A 20,099-nucleotide genomic window follows, 5' to 3' on the forward strand; every position below is an offset into this window, starting at 1 on the left:
AAATGCACCTACTGCACTTCCTTCATCAGCTCTTCGACTGCTTTTTCCAATTGCTGATCTACGCCTTTATCAATTTTTCCCGGCATGTTTTTCACCTGGAATTGAGGCTTGGTTTCATTGTTTTCCATCCAGTTTCCTGCTTTATCTTTGGCAGAAATAGGTACTATTCCCCATCGGCCTCCATTGGGCAACATTTCCCAGCCGGCAAAAGAACAGGTTCCAGGAGTTGGCATTCCCACGGTTTTTCCGATTTTAAGATCTGTATAACCACAAGCAAAACAATGCCCATCAGAATAATTTGCTTCATTAAACATTGCCAGTGTAGGCTTGGTCCATCTGAATGTAGGCTCATAGCCTACATCTCTGTCCTCAGTAGCGTAGGTAATGAATTTTTCACCTGTGAAAAACATCGCTAAATCAGCTACCAAGTCTCCTCCTCCATTAAACCTGGTATCAACAATGACACCTTCCCTGTCGTGGTATTTACCCATCATTTCTTCATAGGTCGTTCTATATGGCCCATCAGACATTCCGGGGATATGGACATATCCAAGTTTCCCACCACTTAGTCTGTCTACCTCCGCCTGATTGCGTTTCACCCATCTTTTATACAGTAATCTATTTTCTTCTGCCAAAGTAATTGGCTTTACAGTGACTTGCTTTCTGGCATTGTTATTCGGATCTATCAACTCCAAAAGTGTGAACTTATCTGCCTTTCTGTTTAAATACCAGGCCAGGTCTTTATCAGTGCCAATTAACTCTCCATCAATTTTCTCGATAACCATTCCTGCCTGAACCTCCAAGCCAGATTTATCCAGAGGCCCATCTTTGATGATTTCTTTTATTTTAATTCCATTTTCTTTGTGTCCATAATCCATAAAAACCCCCAAAGATGCCGTAGCATCGGATTGTGGAATAGACCTATTATAACTCGCTCCTGCATGAGACACATTCAATTCTCCTATCATCTCAGAAGCCATTTCAGAAAACTCATATCCGTTTCCAATATAAGGTAGATATTTCCTGTATTGCTCGGTCAGCTCATCCCAATCGACCCCATGCATATCTGAAGTATAAAAAGCTCCTTTTGTTCTGATCTTGATATGTTCAAACATTTGCTCAAACTCAGCTTCTTTATCCAAGGTCATCTCGCCGGCAATTTTGATCTGTTCCCGCTTACTACCACTGTCTGTAATTTTGGAGATATTTCCCCCTGAAAGCAGATATAGGTTTTTCATCTCCTTATCCCAAGTTAGGCTTCCATAGCTGGCGTCCAGCTTCAACTCCATCTTGGTTTCCTTGGTCCGTAGGTTGGTACTCCAGAGGTTCATGCCCTTTTCAAAGCGTGCAAGGTAGAGTAACTTCTCACCTTCTTTATCCAAAACGGCATCTCCCAATTGGGCAGAATGAATAGTTAATTTAGACTTCCTCTCCCTTAAATCTTCCCAGTCTATCTTTAAGTTATCTACTTTTTTTGAATCGTCCCCCTTCTTATCTTCTTTTTTATCCTCATCCTTTTTACCTGCCTTTTCCACTTCCTTCATCAAGTCAAAATCTTCCTTGCTTAAATTGAATTTATCATAAGCTTCCTTGGTAAAGAATAATGTAAAAACATCATTTTGGGATCCACCGCTTGTGGCAAAACTCTTCAATCCATCTCTGTTGGAAAACCAGATCATTTGTTTTCCTTCATTTACCCATTTTGGATTGCTATCTCCATATCCACTTTGGGTGAGGTTAAGCATTTCTTTTTTACCTGTTGCATCCAATAAAACCACTTCTCCATTAGCCATGGTAGGTCTAAAAGATGCAAGTAGCCATTTGCTATCTGGGCTCCATTCGAAATACTGATCTCCGTCTCTCATGTGGAAAAGATGTTCAGGAGTCATCAAAGTAGTAGTTTCTTTGCTAGAAAGGTCCAACACTTTAAGTGTTCTTCGATCTTCAATATAGGCCAGTTTTTTTCCGTCAGGGGATATTTTTGGCAAATAGCAATCTACTTCTTTACTGACAAGTACCTCTTCTTTTAGCAAAGTGCTGGCAAAAAAGAAAGGTTCTTCAGCGTCTCTCACCTTACTTACTTTAAAAATCTTCCACCTACCATCTCTTTCTGAAGCATATATGATGGATTTACCGTCAGGTGCAAATTCCACAAAACTTTCCTGGTTGGGTGTGTTGGTCACTCTTTTGGTGATAGCCCCGTCCACGGATGTTACAAAAACTTCCCCTCGGGCTATGAATGCTATTTCCTTTCCGTCTGGTGAAACTGACATTTCCCTGACCCCGCCGTTGATGCTGATATAACTGTCCGGATTGGCAGAAGCTTGGGTTCTGATGGAAACTTCCAGCTTTTGGGGGGACTCACCATCTCTCAAAGTATAAAGTTCACCATCATAGGAGAAACTCATTAATCCATCATTAGCTATACTCAGAAATCTTACTGGAAAATTCTCCAATGAAGTGATCGCTGCTTTTTGTTTGGGATTATCCATTGCCATTTTAAAGACATTGAAGCTTCCTTCGGCTTCACTCAAGTAGTAAACCGTATTTCCATCTGAGGAAAAAACAGGATTTCTATCCTCACCCTCAAAATCAGTGAGCATTTGGTGCGATTCGGTCTCAGCATCATAAACCCATATATCCCGGGTGATGGCTGAAGTATGTTTCTTTCTCCAAATATTTTCTCCACCTTTTTTATCATGATAAATCATTTTGCTGCCATCAGAATTTACCTGAACATATTCTGCAGGGATAGTCCAGACTTGGTCAACCCTTCCTCCTTTTGCAGGAACCTGATACAGCTCTGGCTGTGATGCAGTTGGATATTGCCTATGCTCGGCAAGATCTTGTCTTACACCTCCAAAAATGACAGCTTGGTCATCTGATGAAAAAGAATAAGGCATTTCATCATTTGAATGGAAAGTCAAGCGACTGGCCATTCCTCCTCCGGAGTCCATGACGAAAACATCAAAATTACCATAGCGGTCAGATGCAAAAGCAATTTTACTCCCATCCTTGCTCCAGACAGGCATGAAGTCATGTGCATCGTGAAATGTCAGTTGGGTAGCATTCCCTCCCTTACTGGAAACTGTGTATAGATCACCCTTAAATGTAAATGCTATGGTAGTCCCGTCAGGGGAAATAGCCGGATAACGAAGCCACTTAGGGTTTTCCTGAGCATATGAGGAAAACACCAAAAAGACCAGCATTATGGCCATCATCATTTTCAAATTCTGCATAAAATAATTGTTGTTTTGCCTTAAAAATAGATAAAAGCTCAAGAACTAGCTCCATAATTTTTCAAGAAGGTGAAAAATGGATATAGATGCTGTTTTTTAGGTTTCAAAAACCTTTCAAACTTATGGGAAAAGAAACTCTGGATATCATATAAAAAAGGATGATTAAAATCATAAAGCTCTTAAAGAAAATTAAGTAGCTTGAGATTTGAAATAAAATTGATTCTAATCTAAAAATATCAACCTATGAAAATCCTTGTACCCACAGACTTCAGCGACAATGCCAATAATGCATTGACATTTGCAGTTGAATTGGCAAAAATAGAAAAGGCAGAAATCACATTGTTTTACGCCTTCTATGCAGTATATGATTTTGCTGCACAGGCAACAGAGATAATTAGCAATATTGAGCGGGATGCTAAAGATCAAATGAAGCAGATTTCTGAAAAACTCAAGAAACAAGGATTAAAAATTGACTATAAAATCATGCAGGGCAGTATCGCTACTGCAGTCACTGCTTTTGCTTACAGGGAAGATTATGATTTAATAGTCATGGGTACCCAGGGTGCCAGTGGAATCAAGAAAGCTCTGATTGGGTCAAATACCGGACATGTTGTCAAAGACGCCCGGACTTCTATCTTGGTAGTGCCCCAAGATGCTGATCTTCCTTCTAAGAAAAAAATATGTGTCGCCCTGGAGCTTTTGGACGAAAAGGAATCACAATTCAAGAAGCTGATCAATTTGACTTCTAAATTTGACCTACCTTATGATTTTTTTCACGTTTGCAATGCCCAAAGTTTTGAGAAAAAAATTGAGCTAAAAGGTCTGGAATCTTACTTCAAAGAAACATATCCGGAAATCCATGCGGATTTTACAATGTTGGAATCTAAAGAAACAGAAATTGGAATTCAAAAATACCTGGAAGAAAACCCTAACTCAATATTGGTCACTTTTTCCAAAGACAAGTCATTTTTTGAATATTTATTCAACAAAAGCACCAGTCTGAAAATGGCTTACCATACACATGTTCCAATGTTGGTGATCAAATAGTCATAAATCCATTTACTGAATTCTCAAGTTTGGAAAATATAGTACAACAAGAATATGATTTTTGATGTATTTCAAGAAAACTTTTACTTAATTTGATACCAGTCATTATCTATTAAACTCAAAAAGTTTATGCTTCCTATCAGTTCAACTATTAAAAAAGGCCTCATTCTTTCCTATTTCCTCTTAATCTGCTCTCTTCTTTTTGCACAAGAAAACTCATCTTTACTTTGGAAGGTATCAGGAAACGGGACCGTGCATGAATCTTACCTATTCGGAACCATTCATCTTATTTGTAAAGACCAGTTTATGATGGATGAAATCACCCTCAAGGCCCTGGAAGATAGCGATAAACTATTCATGGAAATTGACATGTCTGACCCTGGAATTATGGGTAAAATGAACCAAATATCCTTCAATAAAGACATGGAAAACATCAAAGCGCATATTCCAGAAGAAGAACATGCCACAGTTGATGCGTTTTTTAAGGAAAGTTTTGGTGCGGGACTAGATCAATTGGGAGCAATGAAGCCCTTTATTCTCAGTTCCATGGTATTGATGAAAGTGATTTCTTGCCCGAATGTACAGAGCTATGAACAGTTTTTCTTAGGAAAAGCACAGGAAAAACAGATTCCTATAAAAGGATTGGAAACAATTGAGTTTCAGGCAAGTCTTTTCGATGAAATTCCTTTGGAAGAACAAATCGATGAGTTGGTTAAAGTGATTTTGGATACTGAAAAAGGCAATCAGGAATTTCAGGAATTAGTAGATGTTTACTTAAGTAAAGACATTGAATACATTCACGATCAAATCATAATATCGGATATGTTTGCAAATCACGCTGAATCACTCTTATACAACAGAAATAAAGCTTGGATTCCCATCATTGAAGAGGCTATCAAAGAAGCTTCTGCCTTCGTTGCGGTAGGTGCAGGCCATTTAGGGTCTGAAAATGGACTTGTTCAATTACTCAGAAAGCAAGGTTATACTGTGGAGCCTGTGTTGAAGTAATGGTGAGGCATGGCATACGATATTCTTTTGTAGCTATAAAAACTTTTCCAAAGGTGGTTGAAAAGTCAAGACCGACACTGTGTACAAAACTGAACTGTCGAAAAGATAGATAGACCAAATAGCTTTGACTTAAATATCCCATTTCTCCTTCCATAAAGTGATTGGATTTAAATTTCTGATAATAAGAACCTTATCTTCCCATCAAAATTCTTAGGGTAGAAATGTTCTCCAATACTTTTTTAACCAAATTTCAATTGAACCTCCTCACAGTCCTATTATCAAAATACTTTACCTAATTTAAGCCTTTGAAAACAATTTAAATTGAATGGGGAGTACAAAAACTGTTACAGCAGAAATTATTGCCATAGGAGATGAATTGCTTTATGGGCAAATAGTAGACACCAATAGCCACTGGATCAGTCAGGAACTGGATAAAATAGGTGTCAAAGTAGTCAGAAGGTCAACCGTCGGGGACAATAGAGATGCTATTCTGGAGGCTTTTAGGAGTGCTGAAAAGCGGGCAGAAATCATCCTAATGACAGGAGGTTTAGGACCTACCAATGACGACCTTACCAAGCCTCTTTTGGCTGAATATTTCCAATGTGCAGTGGAATTAGTTCCAGAGGCTCTTGAAGCAGTCAGAACATTTTTTGAAAAGAGAGGTAGAGAACTGACCGAGCTGAACAGACTTCAGGCGCACCTACCTACCAAATGCACATACGTTCCAAATGAATTGGGAACAGCCCCTGGGATGTGGTTTGAAGAAAACGGTTGTGTTTGGATGTCTATGCCAGGAGTACCACATGAAATGAAGAGATTGATGGAAGCTTTTGTCATACCCAAAATCAAAGAAATTTATCCCCTACCCAATATTTACCATAAAGTGATCAAAACCGTGGGAATTGGAGAAAGTTGGTTAGCTGATCTGCTAAAAGACTGGGAACAAAATCTTCCTGAACACATCAAATTAGCCTACCTGCCATCACTGGGGCAGGTCAAGCTTAGGCTTACAGCTTTTGGGGAAAGGATGGAAGAACTTCAAAATGATGTGGAAGAGCAGATCCTTTTGGCCAAAAAGATCATTGGAAAATATATTTACGGATACAATAAGGAATCGCTCGAAGAGGCTATTGGAAGACTCCTGATACAGGCCGAAAAGAAAGTAGCATTTGCAGAAAGCTGCACGGGTGGTTATATTTCACATCTGGTTACCAGTATCCCGGGAAGTAGTAAGTATTTTCAGGGAGGCTTGATTCCCTACCACAACAAATTCAAAAACAAACTACTTGAGGTAGAGAAAACTGTACTTTCTGAAAAAGGAGCCGTCAGCGAAGAGACGGTGATTCAGATGGCTGAAAATATCAAAAACTTGTTTGATGCTGATTTTGGCTTGGCAAGTTCCGGCATTGCGGGACCAGGAGGAGGTTGGGCTGAAAAACCAGTGGGGACAGTTTGGATAGCTTGCGCCTGGGAGGATAGGACTATCACCAAAAAGCTTCAATTAACCCAAGACAGGATGCTCAATATTCAATTGACAGCAGTGGCTGTGCTCAATATGCTCCGCACTGCAATTTCAGGAAAAACAGAATAAAAATTTTCCAAATCAATTTTGTATTAGAAAAAATAAAATTTAATTTTAAAAGTCAGAAATAAACCCAATTAAATAATAAAATTATGGCGACTGTAGAAATGCTGATGCCCAAAATGGGTGAAAGTATCATAGAAGGAACAGTACTCACTTGGCTCAAAAACGAAGGTGATACCATTGAACAAGATGAATCTGTATTGGAAGTAGCTACTGATAAAGTAGATACAGAAGTTCCTGCTACCCATGGTGGAGTATTAAAGAAGATTTTGGCCAAAGAAGGTGAAGTGGTAGCAGTAGGTGCACCAATAGCTCTTATTGAAGTGGAGGGAGAAGAAAATGCTCCTGCTGAGGCCGGCACAGAAGAAAAGAAAGAGGCTAGCCCAAAAGAGGAGTTAATAGCAGCTGCACCATCCCAGACGGAGGCTTTACTGAAGGATACTTCTTCTGGTAAAAATGCTCAAGAGGATGACAGGTTTTACTCGCCATTGGTTTTGAGTATTGCCAAAACTGAGAACATCAGCAAAGATGAACTTGCTACAATACCAGGAACAGGTAAAGAAGGAAGAGTCACCAAGATTGATATGCTGACATATCTGAAAAACAGAGATCAGCAAAAACCAGCTGTTCAAAGCAGTACCTCTGTCAAGGACACTCCGGCACCAAAAGTGGAAATCACTTATTCCGGCCAGGATGAAATCATCGAAATGGATAGAATGAGAAAAATGATTTCTCAAAGGATGATCGATTCCAAGAGAATTTCAGCTCATGTCACTTCATTTGTTGAGGCAGATGTGACCAATATTGTCTTGTGGAGAAATAAAGTAAAAGAAGCTTATAAGAAAAAAGAAGGTGAGCCCATTACATTCACACCTTTCTTCATTCAAGCTGTAGCCCGTGCCATCAAGGATTTCCCGATGATCAATGTATCCGTAGATGGAGACAAAATCATCAAAAGAAAAGATGTCAATGTAGGTATGGCGGTAGCTCTGCCATCAGGTAACCTGATTGTACCTGTTATCAAAAATGCAGATCAACTTAATCTGACAGGACTTTCCAAAAAGATAAATGATCTGGCAAATAGGGCCAGAAACAACAAACTGAGTCCGGATGAGCTTAGTGGAGGCACTTATACGGTTTCCAATGTAGGTTCATTTGGAAATGTAATGGGTACCCCAATCATCATGCAGCCTCAGGTGGCCATATTAGCTGTAGGCGCTATCCAGAAAAAACCAGCAGTAGTTGAAACTCCTACAGGTGACGTGATCGCCATCAGACACAAAATGTTCCTTTCTCACTCTTATGACCACAGAGTAGTTGATGGTTCATTGGGAGGCATGTTTGTCAAAAGAGTAGCGGATTACTTGGAGGCTTTTGATTTGAATACCGAAATCTAAAAAAATATAAGGAGGCTAGGCCTCCTTTTTTTTATGCTCAAATTTCTCTCTGATCAATCTGGCTAAATCCTGAATTCCAATCGGCTTGGTCAGGTATTCGTTCATACCAGATTCCAGAGCATTCTGGACATCTTCCTTAAAGGCATTGGCAGAAAGACCGATTATCTCTGATGTGGAAGCATGGTTCATTTTTCTTATTTGCCTGGTTGCTTCCAGCCCATTCATTTTTGGCATCTGAATATCCATCAAAATCAGGTCATAAGTTTTGGTCTTGACCTTTTCGACTGCCTCAACCCCATTTCTTGCCACATCCAATTTATACCCTAGCTGCTCCATAGTCATACGCATAAAAGTAAGATTAATGTCATTATCTTCTACCAAAAGAATATCCAATGGAATCTGGTTTGCCATATTTTCATAAGACAACTCATTTCCCTTGTTTGAACGAACCTCATGTACTTCAGGCTTATCGGCATTTTTCTTAACTGTTCCAAAAACACTAAATGTAAATACAGAACCAATACCCAGCTCACTTTCAATATTCAAATCTCCTCCCATCAATTCAATAAGTTTCTTTGAAATAGCCAATCCAAGTCCTGTTCCGGGGTATTCTCTGGTATTACTTCCATCCACCTGTACAAATGGCTGGGTAAGAGAGCTGATTTTTTCTTTTGGTATACCCAATCCTGAGTCTTGGATAGAAAACTCCAAGATGACATTATCATTCATAAAATACTCAGCAGTAACTTCCACTTTAACTTTGCCGCCATCGGGAGTAAATTTCAGTGCATTGCCGACAATGTTGTAAATTACCTGAGCAATTTTATCTTTATCCAACTGCACAAAATCAGGAATGTCCTCATCCAGCTTGCAGGAAAAGTTTATATTTTTCTCCTTAATCAAGCCCTCAAATAACCTGAAAGTGCTTTTAATTTCTTTCGGAAAATTGAAGACGGAAAGATTGAGATCCATCATGCCTGATTCTATTTTGGAATAATCCAAAATATCATTGACAATGGATATGAGAGATTTCCCTGAATCTTTGATTACCTGTATATATTCAAGTTGCTTCCTGTTGAGCTGGGTGTTTTCCAATAGACCTAAAATCCCCAGCAAACCATTCATTGGGGTTCTGATTTCATGGCTCATATTGGCCAGAAACTCCGACTTCGCTCTGTTCGCTTGCTCTGCAGCTTCCTTTGCCTCCTGAAGCCCTTTTTCCCAAAGTTTCTGACCTGTAATTTCCCTTGCCATAGAGATAACACGTTGGTCGTCCAGCTTAAAGAGTCTCGTCTCAAAAATACGCTTGCCTAAAGGCAGCATGATTTCAAATTCCAAAGTCTGTCCTTTGCCTGTATGAATGACCTTATCAAAAGCACTGACCAGCTGGGATTTTACAGGTTCCGGCATGATATCCCTAAAATTCTTCCCTTGAGTGCTTTCTGGCGGCATCATCAGTAAGCTTCTGTCCTGTACATAATAGTCTAAAAAAACACCTTCGTTGTTATAAATGAAAATCAGGTCCGGAAGACTATTCAATACAGCCCTTAGCCTGTTTTCACTCCTCTTTAATTCCTGCTCTGCTTCATACCTATCCTGTATATCAGTACAGATTCCTACATTTCCTTGAAAGGTACCATTTGAATCATAAATGAATTTTTCAAAAATCTTAACCCTTACCCATTCTCCAGATTTTTTCTTGAAATTAAATTCGGTAGCCAAAACCTCCTTTTGTTCATTCAGCACATCCTTAATCTCCTTAAGAAGCGTGTACCTATCTTCAACCTTCATATAAGACTTGAAGTTTTCAAGAAACTCTTCAGTTTCATAACCTAAAACATCCTTCACCTCTCTGCCTACAGAAGTCATGTTACCATCTGCATTCTGAAAGTAAATAAAGCCTTTGGACTCTTGAAGCAAGAGGGTTTGTCTTCTGAAAAGCTCTTCGATTTCTTCCGATGATTCCGCAAGTTTGGTATTAGCCAATTGGACATTATTGATAAACTTATATAAAAAAATTATCACGGCCATCAGCAAAACTGCCAAGCCAAGCAATAAATAAAAATAGGTATTGTAAATATCAAACCCTATGTTGCTGATATCCTGAGCAAAAATAACTGCAAATTTTTTATCAAATGGGTTGAGCGAAAAAGGGTAATAATGTACGGTTGCTTTAATTGGTTTTTCTTCTTGATTCAGCCCATTTACTTTTCCGGAGACATATCCTTTAAGGCCTTCGGAAATATCGGTCGCAATAGTCTGGTTTATGGAGCCATTGATATCCAAGTTTTGCCTTTCATAAGTATCTTCAAAAACGATATACTCACCATTGATCCAGATTATTTTTTCACCTGTAGAACCAAGGTAATAATTACTCAACTGCGCTCTGAAGTATCTATTGAAATTAACCTTTACATGGATACTTACCCCTTTGGTAGCATTGACAAGATTGATGCTGTTGTCACTGATTTTGGGAAGGGACTCTACTGAATTATAGCTGCTTCTTATAAAGTTGTTTTGTCTGTCAAAATGAAAAGAAACATGGTGTCTGGGAAAAGATACAATGATGCTGTCCAGAACTTCCCTATGGTTATTAAAAATCCTTCTAGCACGTTTTTCAAATGCCAATTGCTCATTTCCTGTACGGTCGTATGTCCAAGGCTCCAGGTTGTTGACAAAAAACAACATGTCCTCATACATGCTTTCAAAGTTTCTTTGTAAGTCCTTTCCAGCAATTTCCACCTGTTTATTGAGATTGGTCTGTCTTGAGCTAATTTGACTTTCCCGAAGGGCCGAAAAAAAACTAAAACCCAAAACCAAAACAAGAAGCACCAAAGAAATCCCAACAGCCACAATCCAGCCAGATGCCTCTACCTTGAGTTTGGGATTATCTTTCTTTATTTGTTTCATTCAAATACAATATCTAAAACAAACCAGTCCATTCTGTCCATTTTGACAACTGATATGGCAACTGATTCCTGTCCGTCTTTCAGAAAAAAGGACTCCTCACCCGAGAGGATGACTTTTGAGGCAAGTTTCCTTACTTCTTTACTTTTACTTCGGAAAAGATTGAAATCTTCCATCCTGAAGTTGTCCGCTTTGATGGTCTGATTATAGGTAAAGTTTTTCAAGGGAGGTAGGGATAATGCCTCAATTCCTTTGGATTTCCCTGCCACCACAGTACCTGCTCCATCTATAATCACCAAGTTCCTACTGGTATTATTAAGGTAAAATTCAATCAAGTCATTGACTGTGATATCAAAACCCAAAACCATTTTAAGGTCTTCTTCTACATAGACTGGGTGTATCAATGACGCAACCCAACCTTTGCCCACTGGATCAATATAAATATCCTTTACCCAGACAGTTTTTTTCTCCGGATTGTAATCCAAATCTGCCTCATAGTAAAAATTAAAAGAGGGAATATGCAAATCAGGCTCTAACATGGTATTTGCATCGTATGGAGGATAAAGTCTGTTGATTTGGAGCTTACTGTTGAAATAAACCTGTGACAACACTTCATATTTTTCAAAAAGTTCCTTGAAATGATGGTCAATTGGATTGGTCAGGTATAGCAAATCCATTACCTCATCCATATTTTGAGCTTTCGAGGAAATATAGATGGTCGACAGATTAGGGTCTTCATTGGGAATGGCATTGGCTATTCCACCTTGAAACTTATACCTACCTCTATCGGCTACTGCTAAAATGCTGTCTTTTTTTTCAAAATAGCCTTGGAGTATATCTCCCAGGTTTTTGATTTCATTTTCAAGATTCCCAAGATCATAATCCAATAGCCTTGTGAAGGTAACCAGCTCTAGATTATTTGGTGGTGTATTCTCCTTTTCCCTCTGACTACAAGAGGATAGGATTACAAAAAAAAGCAGAAAAAAAAGCCTATGAACGCCCATAAAACTTTAGGTATTTTTCTAAAGCTAAATATTTTCCAACTGTTTTCGCAAGCTTTCTCCCATTTCTTTGAATAAGCTCTCTACCTTTTCAAAAAATTCCCCTTCACAAAAAGCATCAATGTCCTGCTCTTCCAAAATTTCCGTTTCCGGAACTTTGTAGGTCTGCTCTAAAGGGCCAATTTCAAATTTGAGCAGATATTTATTGTTCCAAGAATAAACCGAAACCCTTATTTCTTCTTTTGTAAATTCTTTGACTACTCTCATGCCGGCAATCTGATTTCAGAACTGTAGGTGATTTCAGATTTGATTGAAGAAGCTACTGAACAGTACTTATCTACTGATAATGCAACTACTTTAGCAAACTCCTCCTCCTTAGCATCGGGAGAAACCAAAACGAAATGCAAGTGGATAGATTTATAAAAGGCCGGAATTCCGTCATTTCTGTCTCCCTCCACCTCTATAAAAAAGTCTACTATCGTTTTTCTCTTTTTTTTCATCATCAGTACGGCATCTACAGCAGAACAGCCACCCAAAGCTGATAGCAATAGATCCATAGGAGACTGTGCTTTTTTGGCCGGAGCATCATACATATCCATTTGAACTGTATTTCCCTGAAGGTTGCTGGCCTCATACTCATAGTCAGCATTCATGCGTACGGTTACATTTCTCTTGCTCATCTTATGATTTTTTTTGATGTCTTTCGATTAATACATTGATCACTTCATCTAGTTCATAGCCTTTGGCTTCCAACAGAACCAAATAATGGAAAAGTAAATCTGCAGCTTCACCCATAAACAGGTCTTTATTATCATCTTTGGCTTCAATCACGATTTCAACAGCCTCCTCTCCTACTTTTTGAGCTACTTTATTGATCCCTTTGGCGAATAAAGAAGCCGTATATGAGGTGTCATTGGGATTGTTTTTCCTATCCTTGATAATGGCTCGCAACTCATCTATAAATAATGTTTTGCTTTTGTTCTCTTCAAAAAAACAAGTGTCAGCTCCCGTATGACACACCGGTCCAATGGGATTTGCTTTGATCAATAAAGTATCATGGTCGCAATCTACCTTTATCGAAGTCATTTCAAGAAAATTTCCCGAGGTCTCACCTTTGGTCCACAATCTCTGCTTTGTCCTACTGAAAAACGTCACCTTTTTGGTGCTGATCGTCTTGTCCAAAGCCTCTTGATTCATATATCCCAACATCAAAACTTTATTGGTGTTTTGATCTTGAATGATGGCTGGTACAAGTCCGTTTACTTTTTGAAAATCTATTTTTAACGAATCCATAGTCGTTTGATGCTTATGCAAATAAAGTTAAAGTCTGGTTGGAATACCTTCATCTTGAAGGTACTGTTTTAATTGCGGAACAGGAATTTCCTTGAAATGAAATATTGAGGCTGCGAGTGCAGCGTCTGCTTTACCGAAAGTAAATACATCTTTGAAGTGGGGCATAGTACCTGCTCCCCCCGATGCAATCACCGGAATGCTCAGCATGGAAGAAAGTTCGGCAGTAATTTCATTGGCAAAGCCAGACTTTGTCCCATCGTGATCCATGGAAGTCAAAAGAATCTCTCCAGCACCTCGCTCATTCACCTCTTTGGCCCAAGCTTGGGTTTTGAGCAAAGTAGGCTTCCTCCCCCCATGGGTATGTACGAAGTCTATACCGTCTACATTTCGGGTGTCTATTGCTACCACGATACACTGACTTCCGAATTCAGCGGCCATTTCATCTATTAGCTTTGGGTTTTTGACGGCGGCTGAATTGATAGATATCTTGTCAGCGCCTGCACCGAGTAAAATCTTGACATCTTCCACTGTAGAAATACCTCCACCCACAGTAAAAGGAATATTGATGGCCTTGGCCACTTTGGTGACCAATTCAGCCAATGTCTTTCGCTTATCTACAGTGGCAGTTATATCCAAAAATACCAATTCATCTGCCCCTTCATCAGAATAGATTTTGGCTAGTTCCACAGGATCTCCTGCATCTCTTAATTGCACAAAATTGACTCCTTTGACCGTCCGGCCATCTTTGATGTCTAAGCAGGGAATAATTCTTTTAGTCAGCATGGTAGTGATAGTATTGGAAAACTGTAAAATTTAAAGGTTGGAAGATTGGATGTCGGATGTTAGGAGGCTGAAAGTATGGATGATTGGTTGCACCTCAATTCTGTTTTCTTGTTTCGGACTTCTCGTCTCTCGCATCTCGCCTCTCAAAACGCAGCCATCTCATCCAGCGTAATCCTACCTTCATAGTAAGCTTTTCCTACAATGGTTCCGTATACGCCTGTTTTTTGCAACTCCTCCAAATCTTTTACCTGTGCCACTCCTCCACTGGCAATAAGCTTAATACTTGGAATTTCCTGTAGAATCTCTTTGTAAAGTGCTGTTGAAGGACCTTGCAACAATCCATCCTTGGCCACATCTGTACAGATGACATAAGAAATCCCCTTTGCATGATAATCTTTGATGAAATCTATCAAGTCTACTGAGGTGGTCTCTTCCCAACCAGAAATTGCAATTTTTCTGTCTTTTGCATCAGCACCTAAAATGATTTTATCCCCTCCGTATTTTGCAATCCAAGACTCGAACATTCCCGGATTTTTCACAGCAATACTTCCTCCGGTCAACTGATGGGCCCCCAGTTCAAAAGCAAGGGCAACATCTTCATCAGACTGCACCCCACCACCAAAATCAACCTGCAACGAAGTGCCTGATGTTATACTTTGGAGCACATGTTGATTGATAATTTTTTTTGCCTTGGCACCATCCAAATCTACTAAATGCAACCTTTTTATGCCTGCATCCTCGAAACGTTTGGCCATTTCCAATGGACTGTCATGGTATTCTTTTTTCTGCCCATAGTCACCTTGGGTCAGTCTTACACATTTACCGGCGATAATGTCTATTGCAGGAATGATATACATGGGAGATTGTTGATTTTAGATTGTAGATTCAATGTCGTTTAATTAAGATAACTTTTCCAAAGTTCAGTTTTGTAAATTGTATTTGCATTTACTTTTAATCAAACTTTGGAAAAGTTTAAATTCAAATGGTAGTCTTATCCAAAACGACATAGATTATAGAATTTAGATTTTGGGTAATGGTGAGTATGGATGATAGATAAAATTGAACGGAATTCTCATCTCTCGCTACTTTACACTTCTTACCTCGTACAGACTATAAGCTCAGGAAGTTCTTCAAAATCCTTTCTCCTACCAAGCCACTTTTTTCGGGATGAGCCTGCATGGCGTAGAAGTTATCTTTATGCATCAAAGCAGAAAAGGGTAAGATATAATCTGTTTTGGCTATTGTATGATCTCCTACTTCACAATAGAAACTATGCACATAATAGACAAAAGCTGCTTCATCCAAGCCTTCAAGTAAGGGGGATTTCAGATTTTGAAGATTATTCCAACCAATATGAGGAACCTTAAAATCAAATGGGTTTTCTGGAACAAACTTTTTTACCAAAACAGGAAATATCCCAAGGCAGGGAGTATCCCCCTCCTCTGAATGTTCACAAAGCAACTGCTGCCCCAAGCAAACCCCAAAGAAATCCTGCTTGAGTTCAGGAATCAATCGGTCCAATTTTTTTTCTTTGAGGTATTTCATTGCGGTACTGGCTTCTCCCTGTCCCGGAAAAATGACTTTATCAGCATTACTGATATTTTCCAGATCATCGGTCAATTCAGCCTCCACTCCCAAACGCTCCAAAGCATAGAGAACAGACTGCACATTACCCGCATTGTATTTAATTACTGCTACTTTCATAAGAAATCAAAAAGACAGGTAAAGATTAATATGATCACTTACCTGTCTTTTTATTAAATTTTAAGAGAGAACAAATTTAAAAATAAATTCATCCTCTCAGCTTTTATTCTAAAGTTCTTCCACCCTTTTTAATTGATTGACTGAATGACCTGATCAATAATATCAAATTATTCTGCCTTCACATACTTCCTCCAATTATGCTGCTCTTTAAATCCCAAAACATCCTTGATTTTACGATTTGAAAAAAGAGCTTCATGTTCTTCCAAATCTCTTGTTAAAGGTACACCTGGGAAAAACCTTTCCGCAAGTTCAAGACTTGGAATGATTGCGCCATTATGGTCATTGCCTGCATTGAAAACTTGGTATCCCAAGCCATCTTTTTGTAGACATAGATCCACTATCTGTCCCAAGTCCCGTGCATCGATATAACAAAAGGCATTTCTTCGGCGCACTTCAGGATTTTTAAAATAATGAGGGAAGAGCTTTTCATACTCATGCGGCTCAATCACATTCCCAATCCGAAGCGCGTAAATATCGAAACCCGAGCGTCTTTGAAAACTACGCGCTGTTTTTTCATTGACTACTTTGGACAATCCATAGCTGTCCATAGGGTCTACATCGTAGTCTTCCTCCAAAGGCAGAGATTGGGGATCTGTCCGTCCATCCGAAAAACAAATCCCGTAAGTAGTCTCTGAAGAAGCAATAATGATTTTTTTGATCCCAAGCTTAACTGCCGCTTCGATCACATTGTAAGTACCCACCGTATTGACCCGAAAAGTCTCATTGTCCGGATTGATCAGAATCCGTGGAACTGCTGCAAAATGCACCACCGCATCAAATTTTGGAACGCCGTCTCCTGCCTCCAATTCATCTAAGCCAGCATAAGCACTCATGGCATTAAACATCTGACCGGAATCAGTGATATCAGCGATAAGATTGTCCACTCCGGGAAGATCTAAAGGCTTCAAATCGACATTCAAAACCCTGTGCCCTTGATCAAGAAGGTAAGAAATGGCATGTTTCCCTGCTTTTCCTGATCCTCCAGTAAAGAATACTCTCATTTTTTTGGTGTTTATAAATTTTTCGCTTCCTCTGCAACCATCTCTTCCAATATCTCTTCTATCTCGGGCAGAGATTGATAAAGCTGTTCGTAACTTTCAATGACGAAATACTTATCTTGAAATTTATCTTTCCAGTAAGGTGTGTTGAGGATTTTTCTCACATCATACTCAAAGTGTTTAGGTTCATCAGATAGACTAAACTTGGTCTCCCCAGCCGAACTCAAAATCCCTGCTCCATAAATTCTCAATTCTCCATTTTCACGGATCAGTCCAAACTCAATGGTAAACCAATAGATCCTAGATAGCAATTCAATTGCCCATTTGTTTTCAATATGCTTCAAGGCTATGCCGCTTAGCTTTTCCAAAAAATCAACATAAGGTTGATTGGTCAGCAAGGGCATATGAGCAAATGCATCATGAAACATATCCGGCTCCTCTAAGTAATCCAACTGTTCCATTTTTCTCAACCAGGTAGAGGAACAGAATCTCTTATTGTTCATCAAACCAAAGAAAAGATCATCATCTATCAAACCCGGTACAACATGAATCTTCCAACCAGTGCTTTTGGCCAGTCTCTTATTGACATCATCAAAATCAGCAATTTTATCCGCAGAAAACCCGATTTCCTTGATTCCTTCCAAATAAGCAATAGAAGCTGCTTTGGGAAGGTTGACAATCTGTCTTTCGTAGAGAATTTTCCAGACTTTGAAGTCCTCCTCTGTGTAGGCATTATAGTCCTGCTCTAGGTTTTGTAATCTTGGGTCAGAAAAGACCCAGTCTTTGGGTTTATTCATCATTCTATATTTGGGTTATAAAGTTTATTCGCTTCTGGTTATTTGATTTCGGACTTTGGGCCTTTTATTCTACTTCAATTCTACCTTTATGTTAACTGATTTTGGTAGAATATCAACCTAATTACCAAAACTAATAAAATCGCATGGTTTTTTCCATGAAATTCTTTGAGCGGGTTTACACCAAGTCAAATGATTTTCTCATTTCAAAGGTCCTTCTGATCCAATCTGCAAGCATGCCACTTTGCGTAAAGTCCAAAGTCTGCTGTCCATCAGAATATGCTTTTTCAGGGATTTCATGAGTTTCGTAAATGATCCCATCCGCTCCTGCCATTACTCCTGCCAAGGCCATTTGGGTTACATATTCCCGCAAACCTATACCATGTGAAGGATCCACGATGACCGGCAGATGTGATTTTGCCTTTAAAATAGGGACTGCATTCAGGTCAAGCGTATTTCTACTTGCTCTTTCGTAAGTTCTGATACCTCTTTCACAGAGAATCAGTTTCTCATTGCCTCCAGAGAAGACGTATTCAGCAGATTGCAGAAGCTCCTCTATGGTTCCGGAAATCCCCCTTTTGATCATCACTGCTTTATCTACTTTTCCAAGCTCATCCAACAAATTGAAATTTTGAGTATTTCTTGCTCCCACTTGATAGATATCCACGTAAGGATACATCTCTTCGATCTGTGATACTTGCATGACTTCTGTGACAATTTTGATTCCAGCCTCCTGCGCCAACTCATACCATAATTTCAAGCCGTCCAATCCCAATCCCCTAAAGGCATAAGGGCTCGATCTAGGTTTAAAAACCCCACCGCGCATCATTTTGATGTTATTTTCCTTCAGGTGATTGATGACTTTTCGAATCTGCTCTTCAGACTCGATCGAGCAAGGACCTGCAATGACAGCCATATCACCATCTTTGATACAGACTCCATCACCGAGATCTATTGTGGTAGGCGCTACTTTCCATTTCTTGGATACAAGCTTGTATTCATCCGAAACAATATGAATGTCCTGAATACCTTCCTTCTGTCCTATTTTTCTGATGTCAAAATCTTTTTTCCCGATCCCGATCAGATAATCGCCCAATTGGGTCTTTACCTCGGTGATTTTGTAACCTGCTTGCTGTACTTCTGCAATCAATGCTTCCTTCTGATTGGCATTGATATCACTTTTCAACTGGATGATCATATTCTTATTTGATAACAGACTGAATATACTCCTTGATATCAGTCTCTAAGTTTTTACTTTCTTTTAAAACTTTAATAAATGCACTGCCAATGATAGCTCCATTACTGAAAGATGAAGCCGTATGGAATGTGTCGGCATCAGAAATTCCAAAACCTATCAAGCGTGGATTCTTTAGATTCATGTCCTTCACCCTTTTAAAATACGCTTTTTGTTCGTCTGAAATACCGGATTTGGCTCCGGTGATACTATGAGAGGATACCATATAGATAAAACCATCACTGTGCTCATCTATTTCCCTGATCCTCTTTTCGCTGGTCTGGGGAGAAATCAAAAAGGTATTGCTCAGTCCATACTGCTCAAAAAGCTCCTTAAATTCTTCCAGGTACTGATGCATGGGAAGATCCGGTAAAATCAGCCCATCTATTCCCAATTCCTGACACTTTTTGCAGAACTCCTCCATTCCATATTGTATAATTGGATTCAAATAGCCCATTAGGACCACAGGCAGATTTACTTTTTCTCGGAAGCCTTCCAGTTGTGCAAACAACTTCTTGAGGCTCATCCCATTTTCCAGGGCGATGAGATTGCTATCTTGAATGGTAGGGCCATCAGCTATGGGGTCGGAATATGGTACGCCTATCTCAATAATATCTGCCCCTGCAGCTTCAATGGCTTCCATAATAGGTACAGTATTCTCCAATTTTGGGAACCCTGCGGTAAAATAAATGGACAGTACCCGCTCTTGTTTATTTTTAAATAATGTATGTATTCGGTTCATATGCTAGACAAAAGATGTAAGACTGACATCTTCTTATTTTATTTGACACTTTATTTAATTTATCCAAACAGGATTATTTTATCTTCCGTGACTGCGGCATTTTTTGCGCATGGGATGCGACGCATCAAGATTTAAGTAATTCAGAAATTTTGATAGATCCATGGCTATCAATATTCTGCAGGCAGCTACTCTAATTTCCTCTTCAATCTGCTTTTCGCTTTCCTTTCATCCCTCATCTGGGAAATGATTCTGCCCTGGCTTACACTCACTTCACACTTCCTCTTGTTTCTTGATTCTTTGTTCTTGT

The 20,099-nt window shown here is 39.3% G+C and carries 17 protein-coding genes; 4 read left to right on the forward strand and 13 right to left on the reverse strand.

The window, feature by feature from the left end:
* Nucleotides 1-8 precede the first annotated feature (8 nt).
* A complete protein-coding gene (locus tag A33Q_RS12635; RefSeq protein ID WP_009035803.1) occupies nucleotides 9-3,239 on the reverse strand; it encodes a S41 family peptidase in 3,231 nt (1,076 codons plus the stop codon).
* A 243-nt stretch (nucleotides 3,240-3,482) separates the two neighbouring features.
* Here A33Q_RS12635 and A33Q_RS12640 point away from each other — a divergent pair, with 243 nt between their 5' ends.
* From A33Q_RS12640 to A33Q_RS12655, 4 genes are all read left to right on the forward strand, one after another.
* Nucleotides 3,483-4,286: a universal stress protein gene (locus A33Q_RS12640; RefSeq protein WP_009035804.1), complete on the forward strand. Its 804-nt coding sequence runs from the start codon at nucleotides 3,483-3,485 to the stop codon at nucleotides 4,284-4,286.
* 129 nt (nucleotides 4,287-4,415) lie between these two features.
* On the forward strand, nucleotides 4,416-5,294 hold the full coding sequence (locus A33Q_RS12645; protein ID WP_009035805.1) for a TraB/GumN family protein: 879 nt from the start codon (nucleotides 4,416-4,418) through the stop codon (nucleotides 5,292-5,294).
* A gap of 325 nt (nucleotides 5,295-5,619) precedes the next feature.
* A complete protein-coding gene (locus A33Q_RS12650; RefSeq protein WP_009035806.1) occupies nucleotides 5,620-6,885 on the forward strand; it encodes a competence/damage-inducible protein A in 1,266 nt (421 codons plus the stop codon).
* Nucleotides 6,886-6,968: 83 nt separating this feature from the next.
* Nucleotides 6,969-8,276, forward strand: a complete 1,308-nt coding sequence (locus A33Q_RS12655; protein ID WP_009035807.1) for a dihydrolipoamide acetyltransferase family protein — start codon at nucleotides 6,969-6,971, stop codon at nucleotides 8,274-8,276.
* Nucleotides 8,277-8,291: 15 nt separating this feature from the next.
* Here A33Q_RS12655 and A33Q_RS12660 read toward each other — a convergent pair whose 3' ends face one another.
* From A33Q_RS12660 to trpA, 12 genes are all read right to left on the reverse strand, one after another.
* Complete coding sequence (locus A33Q_RS12660; protein WP_009035808.1) at nucleotides 8,292-11,186, reverse strand: PAS domain-containing hybrid sensor histidine kinase/response regulator; 2,895 nt, start codon at nucleotides 11,184-11,186, stop codon at nucleotides 8,292-8,294.
* The gene (locus A33Q_RS12665) at nucleotides 11,183-12,187 is read right to left on the reverse strand and encodes a hypothetical protein (protein ID WP_009035809.1); all 1,005 of its coding nucleotides are present in this window, start codon (nucleotides 12,185-12,187) and stop codon (nucleotides 11,183-11,185) included. The genes A33Q_RS12660 and A33Q_RS12665 overlap by 4 nt, the downstream gene beginning before the upstream one ends.
* Before the next feature lie 24 nt (nucleotides 12,188-12,211).
* Nucleotides 12,212-12,451 (reverse strand): hypothetical protein, encoded by a 240-nt coding sequence (locus A33Q_RS12670; RefSeq protein ID WP_009035810.1) that lies wholly within the window; start codon nucleotides 12,449-12,451, stop codon nucleotides 12,212-12,214.
* The gene (locus A33Q_RS12675) at nucleotides 12,448-12,864 is read right to left on the reverse strand and encodes an OsmC family protein (protein ID WP_009035811.1); all 417 of its coding nucleotides are present in this window, start codon (nucleotides 12,862-12,864) and stop codon (nucleotides 12,448-12,450) included. Before A33Q_RS12675 ends, A33Q_RS12670 begins: the two co-directional genes overlap by 4 nt.
* 1 nt (nucleotide 12,865) lies before the next feature.
* Entirely contained in the window at nucleotides 12,866-13,477 is a 612-nt protein-coding gene (gene hisIE, locus A33Q_RS12680; protein ID WP_009035812.1) for a bifunctional phosphoribosyl-AMP cyclohydrolase/phosphoribosyl-ATP diphosphatase HisIE, read from the reverse strand.
* A 27-nt stretch (nucleotides 13,478-13,504) separates the two neighbouring features.
* A complete protein-coding gene (hisF, locus tag A33Q_RS12685) occupies nucleotides 13,505-14,260 on the reverse strand; it encodes an imidazole glycerol phosphate synthase subunit HisF (protein ID WP_009035813.1) in 756 nt (251 codons plus the stop codon).
* 143 nt (nucleotides 14,261-14,403) lie between these two features.
* A complete protein-coding gene (hisA, locus tag A33Q_RS12690; protein ID WP_009035814.1) occupies nucleotides 14,404-15,117 on the reverse strand; it encodes a 1-(5-phosphoribosyl)-5-[(5-phosphoribosylamino)methylideneamino]imidazole-4-carboxamide isomerase in 714 nt (237 codons plus the stop codon).
* A gap of 253 nt (nucleotides 15,118-15,370) precedes the next feature.
* Nucleotides 15,371-15,964: an imidazole glycerol phosphate synthase subunit HisH gene (gene hisH, locus A33Q_RS12695; RefSeq protein WP_009033224.1), complete on the reverse strand. Its 594-nt coding sequence runs from the start codon at nucleotides 15,962-15,964 to the stop codon at nucleotides 15,371-15,373.
* A 167-nt stretch (nucleotides 15,965-16,131) separates the two neighbouring features.
* Nucleotides 16,132-17,025, reverse strand: coding sequence for an NAD-dependent epimerase/dehydratase family protein (locus A33Q_RS12700; RefSeq protein WP_009033225.1), 894 nt, complete (start codon nucleotides 17,023-17,025; stop codon nucleotides 16,132-16,134).
* Nucleotides 17,026-17,036: 11 nt separating this feature from the next.
* Nucleotides 17,037-17,822, reverse strand: a complete 786-nt coding sequence (locus tag A33Q_RS12705; RefSeq protein ID WP_009033226.1) for a phenylalanine 4-monooxygenase — start codon at nucleotides 17,820-17,822, stop codon at nucleotides 17,037-17,039.
* 172 nt (nucleotides 17,823-17,994) lie between these two features.
* The gene (gene aroF / locus A33Q_RS12710; protein WP_009033227.1) at nucleotides 17,995-19,014 is read right to left on the reverse strand and encodes a 3-deoxy-7-phosphoheptulonate synthase; all 1,020 of its coding nucleotides are present in this window, start codon (nucleotides 19,012-19,014) and stop codon (nucleotides 17,995-17,997) included.
* A 4-nt stretch (nucleotides 19,015-19,018) separates the two neighbouring features.
* Complete coding sequence (gene trpA / locus A33Q_RS12715) at nucleotides 19,019-19,792, reverse strand: tryptophan synthase subunit alpha (RefSeq protein ID WP_009033228.1); 774 nt, start codon at nucleotides 19,790-19,792, stop codon at nucleotides 19,019-19,021.
* Between the last annotated feature and the right edge of the window lie 307 nt (nucleotides 19,793-20,099).

Origin of the sequence: Indibacter alkaliphilus LW1 (assembly GCF_000295935.2) — a bacterium.
In the GTDB taxonomy this organism is placed as follows: Bacteria; Bacteroidota; Bacteroidia; order Cytophagales; family Cyclobacteriaceae; genus Indibacter; species Indibacter alkaliphilus.